The following is a 13,905-nucleotide window of genomic DNA, read 5'->3' on the forward strand; positions in this document are numbered from 1 at the left end:
GTATTGGATTAGCTGTAATACTCCTGAGAGAGTGAGGGGAGTCACTACTCTTCGAAGGAGACCACCATGACGGCAGCACTCACCGCTTCCCCAGTTGTACCGGCAGTCCCGGATGTCACGGACACCTCCGATATTCTGCAGCTCGACGGATTGCTCAGTAGCCGTGAGCTGGCCGTCCAGGCGACGGTCCGGGCGTTTGTCGACACCAGGATCAAGCCAAACATCGCCCAATGGTACGAGGGCGCCTTCTTCCCCACTGAAATCATGCACGAGCTGGGTGACCTGGGCGTGTTGGGCATGCATCTCCACGGATACGGCTGCCCCGGGCGCACTGCCGTCGAGTACGGCGTGGCCGCCATGGAACTGGAAGCCGGTGATTCCGGCATCCGGACCCTCGTCAGTGTGCAGGGTTCATTGGCCATGAGCGCCATCCACAAGTGGGGTTCCGAGGAGCAAAAGAATCACTGGCTGCCATCCATGGCCACCGGCCGCACCATCGGTTGCTTCGGGCTCACGGAGCCGACTGCCGGTAGCGACCCGTCCGCCATGAAAACGTTTGCCCGCAAGGACGGTGCGTCCTGGATTCTCAGTGGGGAGAAGCGTTGGATCGGACTGGCGTCCATTGCCCAGGTGGCTGTGATCTGGGCAATGACCGACGACGGCGCCCGAGGGTTCCTGGTGCCCACCGACTCCCCCGGCTTCGTGGCAACACCCATCACCTCAAAGCTCTCCATGCGTGCCTCAATTCAATGCGACATTGTGATGACGGATATCCGGTTACCTGACACCGCACTGCTACCCGGGGCAACAGGGCTGCGCGGCCCGTTCTCCTGCCTGAACGAGGCGAGGTACGGGATCATCTGGGGTGCCATGGGTGCGGCTCGTGACAGCTACCAGGCTGCACTGGACTACTCGCAGGAACGTCTGCAGTTCGACAAGCCACTTGCCTCCTATCAACTCACCCAGGAGAAGCTGGTCAACATGCTGCTGGAAATCCAGAAAGGCATCCTGCTCGCTATTCACATCGGTCGGTTGAAGGACGCGGGCACCCTGCGACCTGAACAGATTTCAGTGGGCAAGCTGAACAACGTGCGGGAGGCCATCGCCATCGCACGCGAAGCGAGGACCGTTCTGGGCGGCAACGGCGTCACACTCGACTATTCGCCGTTGCGCCATGCCAACAATCTTGAAAGTGTGCGCACCTATGAGGGTACTGATGAAGTGCACACGCTGATCCTGGGTAGCCACATCACCGGCATTCCGGCCTTCAGGTAGGGGCCAGCTCATGGAATTCAGTCTGATCCGCACCGAGTCCAGCAACGGACTGGGCGTCATCACCATCGACCGCCCCGAGAGCCGCAACGCCCTCAACCGGGTTGTCCTGGACGAGATCACCGTCGCTCTCGACCTCTTCCTGACAGATGAAGCTGTAGGTGCGGTGGTCTTTACCGGTGCCGGCGACAAGGCCTTCATCGCCGGCGCAGACATCAACCAGCTCGTGAACTACACCTTGGTCGATGGCCTATCAGCCAGGATGCAACGTCTCTACGACATCATCGAGGACTATGAGCTCCCGACCATCGCCGCCATCAACGGGTATGCACTGGGTGGGGGCCTTGAACTTGCCATGGCGTGCGACATCCGCGTCGCGGCCGAGGGCAGCCGGTTTGCCCTGCCAGAGACCAATCTTGGCATCATTCCCGGCGCAGGCGGCACCCAGCGGTTGTCGCGGCTCGTGGGCAAGGGCCGCGCCGTCGAACTCATCCTGACCGGACGGCTGATCGAGGCGCCCGAGGCTCTGAACGTGGGCCTGGTGTCCACTGTCGTGCCACTGCCGGAGCTGATGGATACCGTGAGAAAGACTGCCGATGTCATCCTGGCCAAAGGCCCGTTGGCAGTCCGCCTGGCCAAAATGGTGGTGAGGCACGGCTTTGAAACCGACCAGAAGACTGGACTCCTCCTGGAGCGGCTTGCGCAGTCGCTCCTCTACACCAGTCAGGATAAGGCCGAAGGCACGGCCGCCTTCCTTGAAAAGCGTCCAGCCAGATACGTCGGAAAGTAGCAATGGAAACTACACCTGATCTTGAGAAAATACACCGCATCCTCGTGGTGGGCGCGGGCGCCATGGGCTCCCAGATCGGATTGGTCGGTGCGCTGGCCGAGTATCAGATCACCGTCCAGGACATCTCAGAGGGCATGCTGGTTTCGGCCAGGGAAGACCTCTCCCGGCGACTGGACCGCAACGTCGCCAAAGGCCGCCTCGACCGCGGCGAAGCGGACGCCGTGCTGGACCGGATGAGCTTCACTACCAGCCTCAGGGATGCCGCCTCCACCGCCGACTTCGTCATCGAAGCTGCGGTGGAGAGACTTGACATCAAGCGGGAGATCTTCCGGGAGCTGGATCGGTACGCGCCTGCCCATGCAGTGCTGGCTACCAATTCCTCCACGCTGGGCTCATCGAGAGTGGCGGACGCCACCGGGCGCCCGGACAGGGTCTGTAATATGCACTTCTTCAACCCGGCGCTGGTGATGAAATGCGTTGAGGTGGTGCGCCACGAGAGCACCTCCCAACAGACTGTGGACACCACGATGGCCCTCGCCAGGCGGATGGGAAAGGCGCCAATCCTGATCAACCGCGAAATCCCCGGGTTTGTGGCGAACCGCCTGCTGGGCGCGGTGCGGACCGAGGCACTTAGACTCTACGACGGCGGCATCGCCAGCTTCGAGGACATTGATACTGCGGCCAAGACTGCGCTGGGCCACCCCATGGGCCCCTTCGAGTTGATGGACCTGGTGGGCCTCGATGTTGCCTACCTGATCAGGCAGGCGCACTATCAGGAGACAGGCGATCCCGACGACCTGCCGCATCCGGCCCTCACCGAGCTCTACGAGGCCGGGCACTACGGGCGGAAGACTGGGAAGGGCTGGTACGAGTACCCGAAGGGTAGCTAAAGGCCCGCCGCCTGTACACTTCACGGGGCGATATCAGGGGATGAGCTGCGCGGCCCCGAATGAAACTCCGAACTGGACGCACCATAGATCTATTGAACGGTAAGCGGACAGGTCAACGTCGTCCGGGATGGTGTACACCTGATTACCTTGGTTTCCCTTGATCAGGCCGAGGTCGTAGAAGGCGGCGGTGCCCGCCGTATACCACCCATCCGTTCCCTCGACCACATCCGCGGCGCTCAACCAGACATGCACGTCGGGTCCGTTGGAGGTATCCAGGTTCTCCAACGTCAGCACCCGTGTCCCGTCGGCTTGTTCGATGATCCTCACCGTTCCGGTTGTCGCGTGTTCGTGGCTGATCAAGGAACCAGCGGCGAGTTGCACCGCTGCCGGCGTCTCCTGGTCGGCCGCGGGAGTGCTGGGCGGACCCGTTTCGGCAGCGGATGGGGTTTCGGCAGCTGATGGAGTTTCGGCAGCTGATGAAGTTTCGGCAGCAGATGGAGTTTCGGCAGCAGATGGGGACGCTGCAGATGGGGACGCTGCAACGACGGGGAGTTGTTCATCCACTCTGACGTCGACGAACAGCAGCCAGGGCTTGAAGAGAATCAGGCCAGCGATCAGTACGACAAGGGCTGCAGCTCCTGCAACGGTGATCCATATTCGTCTGCGTCGAGTCGTTTTCATGCCGGAAATCTAACACTCCCAGAAGCGGCTCGGTCCACTGGATGAACCGCTGTAAGGGAAGCGTAATGGTTGGAGCAGTTCACGCAACCTGCTAGATCTCCGGCCGAAAGGTGCCTTCAGTCCCTGCTAGTGGCCGAAGTCCGCCGGCGTGTCGAACGGTCCGACGACGGTGATGGTGCGCGGCGCAGCAGCCAGCTCGGCAGCCAGTTCCCGCACCTGCTCTTCGGTGACCGCGTTCACCCGGGCCAGCACCTCATCGAGGCCCAGGAACTCCCCCGACACCAGTTCGGCCCTGCCCAGCCGTGACATCCGAGACCCGCTGTCCTCCAGCGCCAGCACCATGCCACCGGAAAGCTGCCCGACGGCGCGGCGCAGCTCGTCGGCCGAGATGCCGTCAGCGGCGAGCCGGTCCAGCTCAGCACCGAGCAACTCGATTACCTGACCGGTCTTCGCCGGCGAGCACCCGGCGTACATGGCGAAGTAGCCCGCATCCGCGTAGGAGGCTGAGAACGAGTAGGTCGAATAGACCAGCCCGCGCTTCTCGCGGATCTCCTGGAACAGCCGCGACGACATGCCGCCGCCCAGAACAGCGTTCAGGACACTCATCACGAAGCGGCGGTCATCAGTCGCGGTGATGGACGGGCAGCCCACCAGAATGTTCGCCTGCTCCACAGCGCGCCGAATGACGCGGATTCCCCCGGTGCTTTCAATCAACACCGGCGTATCCGACCGGCGGGCAACGGGAAGCGCTTCATCCTCGAGCGTCCAGCCAGCGGTCCGCAGTGCGTCGAGCACAAGCCCGCAGACCACTTCGTGGTCCAGCCCTCCGGCCGCGGTGACGACCAGTTCCGACGGCCGATAGTACTGGCGGTAATGCGCCAGTACCGAGTCACGGGGCACCGCCTTGATGGCGTCGGGGGTACCACCGATGGGGCGGCCCAGCGGATGTGACCCGAGCACCGCCTCGACAAACTCTTCGTGGGCGACGTCGGCGGGGTCGTCACTGTCCATGGCGATTTCCTCGAGAATGACGTCGCGTTCCTGCTCCAGCTCGTCGGCGTCGATCACAGCCGACGTGACCATGTCGGCGATGACGTCGATTGCCATCGGCAGATCGGCGTCAAGGACCCGGGCGAAATAGCAGGTGTGCTCTTTCGCGGTGGCGGCGTTGGATTCGCCGCCCACCTGGTCGAAGGCCTCGGCGATCTCCAGCGCGGTGCGCCGGGTGGTGCCCTTGAAAAGCAGGTGCTCAAGGAAGTGGGTGGAACCGTGCTGGCCCTCCGCCTCGTCCCGTGAACCGACGCCCACCCAGAAACCGATGGTCGCCGACCGCTGGCCGGGCATCGCCTCGGTCAGGACGCGCACGCCACCGGGGAGAACGGACCGGCGCACGACGGCGCCGCCCAGCGTCCCCGCGACGAGCGTTGGATCCTGGCCGGCATCGGTGCCGTCGGCCGAGGGCGCCGGGGTGGGCACCAGCGGCAACAGGATCGAGGAAGGGCCGGTACGATTCTCGTGTGAAACGGCCAACGGCCCCGTTCCCGACGAAGTGTCAGGAACGGAGCCGGAGGCGTTGTTAGCTAGGACAGCCATTCGTTAGTTGTCGTCGCCCTCTGCTGAGCCAACCGAGACTGCCGAAGCGTCGTCGGCGGCGGCGTCGTCGGCAACCACTGGGGAGAGCGAAAGCTTTCCGCGGTCGTCGATCTTGGTGATTTCAACCTGGACCTTCTGGCCCACCGAGACAATGTCGTCGACGTTGTCGACGCGCTTGCCGTTGGCCAGCTTCCGCAGCTCGGAGATGTGCAGGAGCCCATCCTTGCCCGGGGTCAGGGAGACGAAGGCACCGAAGGTGGTGGTCTTGACGACCGTACCCAGGTACCGCTCGCCAATCTCAGGAACCTGAGGGTTGGCGATGGCGTTCACCGCGGCGCGTGCAGCCTCAGCCGCACTACCGTTGGTGGCGCCGATCAGGACGGTGCCGTCATCTTCGATGGAGATGTCAGCGCCGGTGTCTTCCTGGATCTGGTTGATCATCTTGCCCTTGGGGCCAATGACCTCACCGATCTTGTCAACCGGGATCTTCACCGAGATGATGCGTGGCGCGAACTCGGAGAGCTCGTCCGGCACGTCGATGGCTGCCTCGAGGACACCCAGGATGTGCAGGCGGGCTTCGCGGGCCTGCTTCAGCGCTGCGGCGAGCACCGAGGCGGGGATGCCGTCGAGCTTGGTGTCCAGCTGGATGGCTGTGACGAACTCGGCGGTACCGGCAACCTTGAAGTCCATGTCGCCGAAAGCATCTTCAGCGCCGAGGATGTCGGTCAGGGCCGCGTAGCGGGTCTGACCGTCGACGACGTCGGACACCAGGCCCATGGCGATACCAGCGACGGGTGCCTTCAGGGGCACACCGGCGTTGAGCAGCGACAGTGTTGAGGCGCAGACCGAGCCCATCGACGTCGAGCCGTTGGAGCTCAGCGCCTCGGAGACCTGGCGGATGGCGTACGGGAATTCCTCACGGCTCGGCAGAACCGGCATGAGGGCACGCTCTGCGAGGGCACCGTGACCGATTTCGCGGCGTTTCGGCGAACCGACGCGGCCGGTCTCACCGGTGGAGTAGGGCGGGAAATTGTAGTTGTGCATGTAGCGCTTGCGCGTTACCGGCGACAACGAGTCGATCTGCTGCTCCATCTTGAGCATGTTCAGCGTGGTGATACCCATGATCTGGGTTTCGCCCCGCTCGAAGATTGCCGAACCGTGGACGCGGGGCAGCACCTCGACCTCGGCGGTGAGCTGACGGATGTCACTCAGGCCGCGGCCGTCAATACGGATCTGGTCCTTGAGGATGCGCTGGCGGACAACGCTCTTGGTGACCGACCGGAAAGCAGCTGAGAGCTCTTTCTCGCGGCCTTCGAACTGCCCGGCGAGGTCAGCGGTGACGCTGTCCTTGAGGGCGTCGGAGGCGAGGTCGCGCTCCTTCTTGTCAGCGATCTGGAAAACTTCGGTCAGCTTGGCTGCTGCTGCCGACTCGACTGCTGCGTACACGTCGTCCTGGTAGTCGAGGAAGACCGGGAAATCGACGGTTGGCTTGGCGGCGCGGCCGGCAAGGTCAGCCTGGGCGTCACAGAGGGCGCGAATGTACGGCTTTGCCGCTTCCAGGCCGTCGGCGACGATCTCTTCGGTCGGTGCGGTGGCACCGTCTTCCTTGATGAGCTTCCACGAGTTGTCGGTAGCTTCGGCTTCCACCATCATGATGGCGACGTCGTCGCCCTCTGGTCCGCTGACTACACGGCCGGCGACGACCATGTCGAAGACCGAGTTCTCCAGTTCGGAGTGCTTCGGGAAGGCGATCCACTGGTCCTGGCCGCTGCCATCGGAGACGAGTGCCACGCGGACACCGCCGATGGGACCGGAGAAGGGAAGACCGGAGAGCTGGGTGGACATCGACGCGGCGTTGATCGCGACGACGTCGTACCGCACGTCGGGGTTGATCGCCAGGACGGTGACCACGATCTGGACCTCGTTGCGGAGGCCCTTTACGAAGGCCGGGCGCAGCGGGCGGTCCATCAGCCGGCAGGCGAGGATCGCCTCGGTGGAGGGACGGCCTTCACGGCGGAAGAAGGAGCCTGGGATACGCCCTGCGGCGTACATACGCTCTTCAACGTCTACGGTCAGGGGGAAGAAGTCGAAGCCTTCGCGGGGGTGCTTGCCAGCGGTCGTTGCTGACAGCAGAGCTGTGTCTTCATCGATGTACACCATGGCGGCGCCGGCTGCCTGCTGTGCAAGGCGGCCAGTCTCGAACCGTACGGTGCGCTTGCCGAACCGGCCGTTGTCAATCACGGCTTCGGCGAATTGAATTTCGGGACCCTCCATAGAGAGTCACCTCCGTTTCTGTTGGGGCTGGTGCCCTGCCGGAACCTGATCACCGTTCATTGCGGTGATTCTCGCACCCGGTCTTCGATCGAGATCCACGGGGACTCACGCGTGCCCTGCACCGTTTGGTGCTGCACGGCCGTCTGCTCCCGGAGACCACTACCGAGGACCGCGAATGCGCGGTACCTGCCTGGCTCCAATGTGTTTTTAGTTATTCGTGTGGCCGGTGGCCACATGTGGAAAGCGGCTCCTTCCCTGAAGGAAGGCGCCGCCCCACGTGTGTTACTAGCGGCGCAGGCCGAGACGCTCGATGAGCGTACGGTAGCGCGTGATGTCGGTCTTGCGCAGGTAGTCCAGCAGACGACGACGGCGTCCAACCATCAAGAGCAGGCCACGACGCGTGTGGTGGTCGTGCTTGTGCATCTTGAGGTGTTCGGTGAGGTCGAGAATACGGCGGGACAGCATGGCAATCTGCACCTCAGGTGAGCCGGTGTCGGCTTCCCCGGTTGCATATTCCTTAATGATTTCCTGCTTGATAGCGGCGTCAAGGGCCACAATAACTCCTAGAGTTGTACCGTGAACAAGTTCCCTGGTCCTGCCGGCAGTCACCTGCCGAACCACAGACACAGAAAGATCCAGCCACCACGGACTGCAGCCGGATCCACGGTCTAGTTTACCTGCTGACCTGTTGTTCTGTCGAAAGGACCGTGCGGGTCTGATCCACGTCGAGCCGCATCTGCGCGATGAGGGCATCCGCCCCGGTGTAGGCCACCATCCCGCGGAGCCGTGCCGTAAACTCCACGATGACGGTCTGCCCGTACAGGTCAAAGTCGGAGACCTCTTCCTGCGGCCGGTCGATCACGTGGGCCTCCACCTGACGGCTGACGCCTTCGAAGGTGGGATTCGATCCCACGGAGATGGCCGCAGGCCACCGGGTGCCTGCTTCGTCAACGAGCCAGCCGGCATAAATCCCATCGGCGGGGATGTATCCGCCGGCCGCCGGGGACAAATTGGCGGTCGGGTAGCCCAGCTCGCGTCCGCGGGCAGCTCCGTGAACCACTTCGCCGCGCATCCGGTGCGGCCGTCCGAGGATCCGTGCAGCAGTGGCGACGTCGCCGTCTTCCAGCGCCTCCCGCACCCAGGTGGAGGAACACCGCCGGTCGCCGTCGGCTTCCGTGGGGGCGGTGGGGCTGGCTCCGAAGTCGTCGATGACGATCACCTCGAACCCAAGCTTCTGACCGAGTTCACGCATGGTGCCGAGATCGCCGCTGTTGTCGCGGCCAAACCGGACGTCATGCCCGATCACCACCGCGCGCACGTTGAGCGTATCGACGAAGACTTTCTGAACAAATTCCTCCGGCGTGTTTGCTGCCAACTCCAGCGTGTAGTGCATCATCAGCAACGCCTGGATACCGGTGGTGGCCAGCGTCTCGACGCGGTCCTCGAGCCCCATGATGAGTTCGGGTGCCTGCTCGGGCCGGTGCACCTTCGCCGGATGCGGCTCAAACGATATGACTACCGCGGCCGCGTGGTGAGCTTCGGCTGCGGCGACCAGTTGCTGCAGCACGCGCTGGTGTCCGCAGTGGACGCCGTCGAAATTGCCGATGGTAACCACCGATGGACCAAAACCCTTCGGAACACTGGTCAGGTCAGTCCAGTAGTACACGCATCTCCTCTTTCGTTGTGAATCGTCGCTGGGGGTGTGACGGTTCGTTGCAGGCAGCCGCTACTAGCCGCGGGCCGCGTATTCGTTGCGGATTTCGGTGGTCTTGGCAATGTACCGGTGCCACACGAGCAGTGCTGCCGGGAAGGCGAGTTCGATGACCATCAGGATGATCATCAGGTAGTGCGGGGTGCCGGAAAAAGCCCAGGACAGGACGCGGCCGATACCGCCGATGAAGACCATCAGGCAGACCATCCACAGCATGTTGGCCCACTGGAACTTCACACCGATAGTGATAAACGCGGCGCCCACACCCACCATCATCGCGGCGAAGAACCGGAACTGGCTTTCGAGGGTGGGGCTGGGGGTTCCAATGTCGGTGTCGGGCAGGCCCGAGGTTCCGGTGATCAGGTAGTACGCGCCGAATCCAGCAAGGACGAGGCCCACGAGGACGACGACGGTGCGGAAGACACCCCACTCCCCCTTGGGTGACTTGGGCTTGTCTGCTTTCTTCCCTGCTTTCGGCGAAGTTTTGGCCGACGAGGTTGGCGCACCCGCCTTCGTCTGAGCCGCGGTGGAAGCAGGTGGCTGGGCTCCTGCTGGGCGGGACTGACCGGCGCCGGGGTTACCCGGCGTGGTGCCGGAGGCCGGGCGGGTGCTGTCCTGAGGGTTGCCGGCGGGGTGATTCTCTGGGCTGGACATGATGCTCCCTTGATGTGGCACTGTTGATCGGCGGTGGAAAGGTGTTCCTGGTGTCATACTCTCACGCAGGGGGGCCGGACCGCTCGGAGGCTGATTGTCCGGCGGCACTGGGCCGGTTGAGCGACAACCACCAGAGTCCCAGCACCGGGAGCAACAGCGGGACAAAGCCGTATCCCCGGCCAAAGAGCGACCACACGGTGTCACTGGGGAACGCCTGAGGGTCAAGGAGGCTGAACAGCCCGACGGTCAGCACCCCGACCAGTTCCAGGCCCACCGCACCCACGGAGATCCAGTACCAGCGTTTACCCGGCATTGCGAGGGACACGGTGGCCAGCACGTAGACGAGTGCGGCGAGGGCGGTCAGGAGATAGGCCAGCGGCGCTTCGGCAAATTTGGTACCAATCTGGAAGGCCGCCCGCGCGGTGGCCGCGAGGGCGAAGACACCGTAGACGGCGATGAGCAGGCGGCCTGGCCCGCTGTTGCGGTGCCGGGTCGGCACGTCCGGGCTCTGCCCGGCCGGGGGCGTGCTCACAGGGGCACCCGATCCCAGATTTGTTCCATCCGGTACAGCATAACGAAGACGGTGATTCCGACGGCGCCGAGCACCAGGTTGCTCCACCGGCTGCGCTCAAGGATGGACCACCAGAACCCTGCCAGAGGAATACACAGGGCGGTCAGGAGGTAGCCCCAGAACTCCCACGCCTCCCCGTTGAGCGGCTCTCCCCCGGCCTGCCTGATGATGGCGGATACCCCATAGACGAGGAGGAACAGTTCCACTGCGGCGACCGAAAGGATGGTGATGTCATTGGGAGGCTGGCGGATCGCCGCCGCCCCGATGCAGATTGCTGCCGAGGCCAGGCAGACAATTACTCCAGCAATAAAGAAGCCATCGATGATCACTGGGCGGAACCGTTTCCGGGTGCGAAGACCAGCAGGGGGCGGGCCCGGTGGGAAGAGTTCTTGAGGAGGGCAACCAGGGTGCCGTCGGGGGCGAAGGCGGCCACTGGACCGTCATCGTTCCCAGCCGGGATGAAACGGCCATGGGATAGATCGAGCGCTTCGGCAGCGGAGAGTTCGCGGGGGGTGAAGAGGACCCGCGCCGCATCGTTGAGGGGCAGCAGCCGGAGATCGACGGCGAGTTCATCGAGTGTGGCCGCCTGGTCCAGGGAGTAGGGGCCCACCTGGGTGCGGCGCAGGGCCGTCAGGTGCCCGCCAACCCCCAGCGAGGAGCCCAGGTCGCGGGCCAGCGCCCGGATGTACGTCCCCGAACTGCACTCGACCGTGACATCGACGTCCTGCAGGGTTCCCTCGGCCACGGGCCGGATGTCATGGATGTCGAACCGGTGAATGGTGACAGGGCGTGCCGCAAGCACCACGTCCTCCCCGGAGCGGACCCTGGTGTAGGCGCGTTGCCCGTTCACCTTGATGGCGCTGACGCTGCTGGGGACCTGCTCGATGTCCCCGGTCAGGACCGCCGCCCCCGCGCGAATGGCCTCGGGGGTCACCCCAGCGGCGGTGGCGGTGGCAACGACGTCACCCTCGGCGTCGTCGGTGATGGTTGACTGACCCAACCTGATGGTCGCGGTGTAGGTCTTGGAGGTCCCCACCACATAGGTGAGTAGCCTGGTCGCCCGGTTGATGCCAACCACCAGCACTCCGGTGGCCATCGGATCGAGGGTGCCGGCATGACCCACCTTCCGGGTTCCTGCCAGCCCGCGCATTTTGCTCACCACGTCATGACTGGTCCAGCCCTGAGGCTTGTCCACGATAATCAGTCCTGAGTGGACCTGCCCGGAATTCACGCCTCTCAGTATAGGCGCGATGCGGTGGGCATCCTGTCCCGTATCCGGTGCCCAACAGTTGCCGCGTCGGCTGCCGGGGTAGCCGTCGGGCGGGGATACGCTTGCCCTATGCCTAAGATTTCGACCCACGCCGACGGACTACCGGCCAATCAGATCCGCGAAATCACCCAGGCCGCCTGGGCCACCCCCGGTGCAATCGTGTTGAGCATCGGCGAGCCGGGCTTCCCGGTGGCGCGCCACGTGTTGGACGCCGGCATCGCAGCCCTTGACCGGGACGAGACCAACTACACACCCAACGCAGGGATTGCACCGTTGCGGGAGGCGTTCGCCGCACGGTTTGGGGACCAGCAGTCGGTAGAGGTGGACCCCGGGCGGGTGTATGTGACGGCTGGTGCCCAGCAGGGTCTGCACCTGGCGATGAGCCTGCTGCTCGACGTCGGGGATGAGGTGCTGATCCCCAATCCCGGCTACCCGACCTTCGGTATGACAGCGCAACTGTTGCATGCGGTCCCGGTGGAGTACCCGTTACATGCGGCACACGGGTTCCAGCCGCGGGTGGAGGATCTTGAGGAACTGCTGAGTCCCCGGACCAGGGTGCTGGTGCTCAACTCGCCGTCGAACCCGCTCGGCGCGGTGTTCAGTGAAGCCCTGACCCGGTCGTTGATGGAGTTCGCCCGTGCCCACGATCTGTGGGTCCTCTCGGACGAGTGCTACGAATCGTTCACCTACGACGTGCAGCACGTCAGCCCGGCACGGTTTGACGGGACTGGGGCGTCCGATGGACCGGACGGGCACGCCGCACGCGTGTTCACGTCGGTGACCCTGTCGAAGACCTACGGTCTGACCGGGATCCGGGTAGGCGCCCTGATCACCCCGCCCGGGATGCAGCAGCGGCTCGACAATGTCATGGAGTCCATCGTCTCCTGTGTGGCAGCGTCCTCGCAGTATTCGGCGCTGGCGGCACTGACCGGCCCGCAGGACTATGTTTCCACGGCGCTGGCCCATTACCGGGGCAACCGGGACGCGGCGTCGGCGGTGCTGAGGAACCTCGGCATCGACTTCCTCGACGCGCAGGGGGCCTTCTACCTGTGGGCCGATCTGTCCCACGCCACCGACGGGGACGTGCGCAGCTGGGTCCATCGCCTGCTCCGGGAGCGCGGCGTTGCTGTGGCGCCCGGCACGGCGTTCGGCTCGATCGGCGAGGGCTGGATCCGCATCTCGCTCTGCGGCGATTCAGCCGAACTGATCGAGGGTCTCTCGCGCCTTCCGTCACGTCCTCATACTGCGGGTTCACCGGACCGCGAGATCGACGCTGGCTGACCGGGTCAGGGAAGGGACACAAACGAGCTGGCCGCATCGTTGAAATCGAACCTCCCAAAATCGGGAAACTCCACATACGGCAGCCCGACAAGGTAGAGACGACGTCCCCCGTACCAGGTGTGTTGGAACAGGATGTTTCCGCCCCACGCCTTCGCTGAGGACGCTGAGTCGTTGAACTTGTACGGCCACCATTTGAAGTTCGGCCAGGTGACGGTAAAGAATTTCGACCCGCCACTGAAATTGCGATCGCGGTAAAGCAGCGCTGATCCGACCTCGGCATACCGGTGATACTGGTCCACTCGCCCCCGGTGTTCTTTGGGGTCCAGGTGCTCAAGGTCATGGCTGAGCAGTTCACCGACCCGGCTCTGTGCCCGCTGCATAAGGAAGTACTCCACGGTCAGGTCGGGATCGCCCGTGACCTCGGAACGCACCGCGCTTATCCGTTTCTCCGCAGCCCTGAGACGATCACCGATACCCTCGTCGGCACGAGCGACGACTTCGATCGCATCTCCCGCCGCGAGACCTTCGTGGACTTCCGGCGCATTGTCCCCGGTCTGGATTATGACCACATCATTGCTGGATTCATCGTGGGTGGACATTGCGTTCATCCTTCCGTTCAGGGCGGCTGTCGTTAGCCACGATGTTAAGTAGAGTTGCCACCCCGTTACCGCGTCGTTATTGGCGTTGGCATTCCGGTATGACGTGCTTCCCTCGGACCAGACAGGGGATTTCGGGAGGGGTCTTTTTCATGCGGTCAACTGTTTACATAGATTTACGCTGGGTCTATCCTGTGACTGTTTCCGGTGGTTTACCCTCCTAGGGCTACGCTCACTGACTGAAGAAGTGGCATGGGGCGCGCGGCGTACTCGCCGGAAAAATATGGGTCTCGCGTTGTCCATTTCGTCAATGTCGAGGAGA

At 63.7% G+C, this 13,905-nt stretch carries 14 protein-coding genes; 4 read left to right on the top strand and 10 right to left on the bottom strand.

Annotated features, from left to right (window positions below; genetic code table 11):
• Positions 1-66 precede the first annotated feature (66 nt).
• The 3 genes from IWX62_RS08880 to IWX62_RS08890 are packed head-to-tail and all read left to right on the top strand — an operon-like array spanning position 67 to position 2,952.
• Positions 67-1,275, top strand: a complete 1,209-nt coding sequence (locus tag IWX62_RS08880; RefSeq protein ID WP_196841040.1) for an acyl-CoA dehydrogenase family protein — start codon at positions 67-69, stop codon at positions 1,273-1,275.
• 10 nt (positions 1,276-1,285) lie between these two features.
• Positions 1,286-2,062: an enoyl-CoA hydratase/isomerase family protein gene (locus IWX62_RS08885; RefSeq protein ID WP_196841041.1), complete on the top strand. Its 777-nt coding sequence runs from the start codon at positions 1,286-1,288 to the stop codon at positions 2,060-2,062.
• Between the two features lie 2 nt (positions 2,063-2,064).
• Entirely contained in the window at positions 2,065-2,952 is an 888-nt protein-coding gene (locus tag IWX62_RS08890) for a 3-hydroxyacyl-CoA dehydrogenase family protein (RefSeq protein ID WP_196841042.1), read from the top strand.
• A 33-nt stretch (positions 2,953-2,985) separates the two neighbouring features.
• Here the strand turns inward: IWX62_RS08890 and IWX62_RS08895 are convergent, their stop codons facing one another.
• From IWX62_RS08895 to truB, 9 genes are all read right to left on the bottom strand, one after another.
• Entirely contained in the window at positions 2,986-3,633 is a 648-nt protein-coding gene (locus IWX62_RS08895) for a DM13 domain-containing protein (RefSeq protein WP_196841043.1), read from the bottom strand.
• A gap of 126 nt (positions 3,634-3,759) precedes the next feature.
• Entirely contained in the window at positions 3,760-5,226 is a 1,467-nt protein-coding gene (locus IWX62_RS08900) for a M16 family metallopeptidase (RefSeq protein WP_196841044.1), read from the bottom strand.
• A gap of 3 nt (positions 5,227-5,229) precedes the next feature.
• The gene (locus IWX62_RS08905; RefSeq protein WP_196841045.1) at positions 5,230-7,500 is read right to left on the bottom strand and encodes a polyribonucleotide nucleotidyltransferase; all 2,271 of its coding nucleotides are present in this window, start codon (positions 7,498-7,500) and stop codon (positions 5,230-5,232) included.
• A gap of 285 nt (positions 7,501-7,785) precedes the next feature.
• Positions 7,786-8,055 carry a 30S ribosomal protein S15 gene (rpsO, locus tag IWX62_RS08910; protein WP_019483462.1) on the bottom strand — a complete coding sequence of 90 codons (270 nt, stop codon included), beginning with the start codon at positions 8,053-8,055 and terminating at the stop codon, positions 7,786-7,788.
• Between the two features lie 118 nt (positions 8,056-8,173).
• Entirely contained in the window at positions 8,174-9,166 is a 993-nt protein-coding gene (locus tag IWX62_RS08915; RefSeq protein WP_196841046.1) for a bifunctional riboflavin kinase/FAD synthetase, read from the bottom strand.
• Positions 9,167-9,229: 63 nt separating this feature from the next.
• Entirely contained in the window at positions 9,230-9,865 is a 636-nt protein-coding gene (locus IWX62_RS08920; RefSeq protein WP_196841047.1) for a DUF4345 domain-containing protein, read from the bottom strand.
• Between the two features lie 61 nt (positions 9,866-9,926).
• Complete coding sequence (locus IWX62_RS08925) at positions 9,927-10,397, bottom strand: hypothetical protein (protein WP_196841048.1); 471 nt, start codon at positions 10,395-10,397, stop codon at positions 9,927-9,929.
• Positions 10,394-10,759: a hypothetical protein gene (locus IWX62_RS08930; protein ID WP_442859253.1), complete on the bottom strand. Its 366-nt coding sequence runs from the start codon at positions 10,757-10,759 to the stop codon at positions 10,394-10,396. The genes IWX62_RS08925 and IWX62_RS08930 overlap by 4 nt, the downstream gene beginning before the upstream one ends.
• Before the next feature lie 2 nt (positions 10,760-10,761).
• Positions 10,762-11,667, bottom strand: coding sequence for a tRNA pseudouridine(55) synthase TruB (truB, locus tag IWX62_RS08935; RefSeq protein ID WP_196841050.1), 906 nt, complete (start codon positions 11,665-11,667; stop codon positions 10,762-10,764).
• A 108-nt stretch (positions 11,668-11,775) separates the two neighbouring features.
• Between truB and IWX62_RS08940 the strand changes: the two genes are divergently transcribed.
• The gene (locus IWX62_RS08940; protein ID WP_196841051.1) at positions 11,776-12,987 is read left to right on the top strand and encodes a pyridoxal phosphate-dependent aminotransferase; all 1,212 of its coding nucleotides are present in this window, start codon (positions 11,776-11,778) and stop codon (positions 12,985-12,987) included.
• A 5-nt stretch (positions 12,988-12,992) separates the two neighbouring features.
• On the opposite strand, the gene IWX62_RS08945 is transcribed toward IWX62_RS08940, so the two are convergent.
• Positions 12,993-13,586 (bottom strand): hypothetical protein, encoded by a 594-nt coding sequence (locus IWX62_RS08945; protein ID WP_196841052.1) that lies wholly within the window; start codon positions 13,584-13,586, stop codon positions 12,993-12,995.
• Between the last annotated feature and the right edge of the window lie 319 nt (positions 13,587-13,905).

Origin of the sequence: Arthrobacter sp. CAN_A1, assembly GCF_015751665.1 — a bacterium.
In the GTDB taxonomy this organism is placed as follows: domain Bacteria; phylum Actinomycetota; class Actinomycetes; order Actinomycetales; family Micrococcaceae; genus Arthrobacter_D.

Excerpts from the sequence above, each read along its gene's own strand:
- IWX62_RS08940 (WP_196841051.1), top strand. The coding sequence starts at position 11,776 with ATGCCTAAGATTTCGACCCACGCCGACGGACTACCGGCCAATCAGATC.
- IWX62_RS08905 (WP_196841045.1), bottom strand. The coding sequence starts at position 7,500 with ATGGAGGGTCCCGAAATTCAATTCGCCGAAGCCGTGATTGACAACGGC.
- IWX62_RS08895 (WP_196841043.1), bottom strand. The coding sequence starts at position 3,633 with ATGAAAACGACTCGACGCAGACGAATATGGATCACCGTTGCAGGAGCT.
- IWX62_RS08880 (WP_196841040.1), top strand. The coding sequence starts at position 67 with ATGACGGCAGCACTCACCGCTTCCCCAGTTGTACCGGCAGTCCCGGAT.
- IWX62_RS08945 (WP_196841052.1), bottom strand. The coding sequence starts at position 13,586 with ATGTCCACCCACGATGAATCCAGCAATGATGTGGTCATAATCCAGACC.
- IWX62_RS08885 (WP_196841041.1), top strand. The coding sequence starts at position 1,286 with ATGGAATTCAGTCTGATCCGCACCGAGTCCAGCAACGGACTGGGCGTC.
- IWX62_RS08900 (WP_196841044.1), bottom strand. The coding sequence starts at position 5,226 with ATGGCTGTCCTAGCTAACAACGCCTCCGGCTCCGTTCCTGACACTTCG.
- IWX62_RS08890 (WP_196841042.1), top strand. The coding sequence starts at position 2,065 with ATGGAAACTACACCTGATCTTGAGAAAATACACCGCATCCTCGTGGTG.
- IWX62_RS08920 (WP_196841047.1), bottom strand. The coding sequence starts at position 9,865 with ATGTCCAGCCCAGAGAATCACCCCGCCGGCAACCCTCAGGACAGCACC.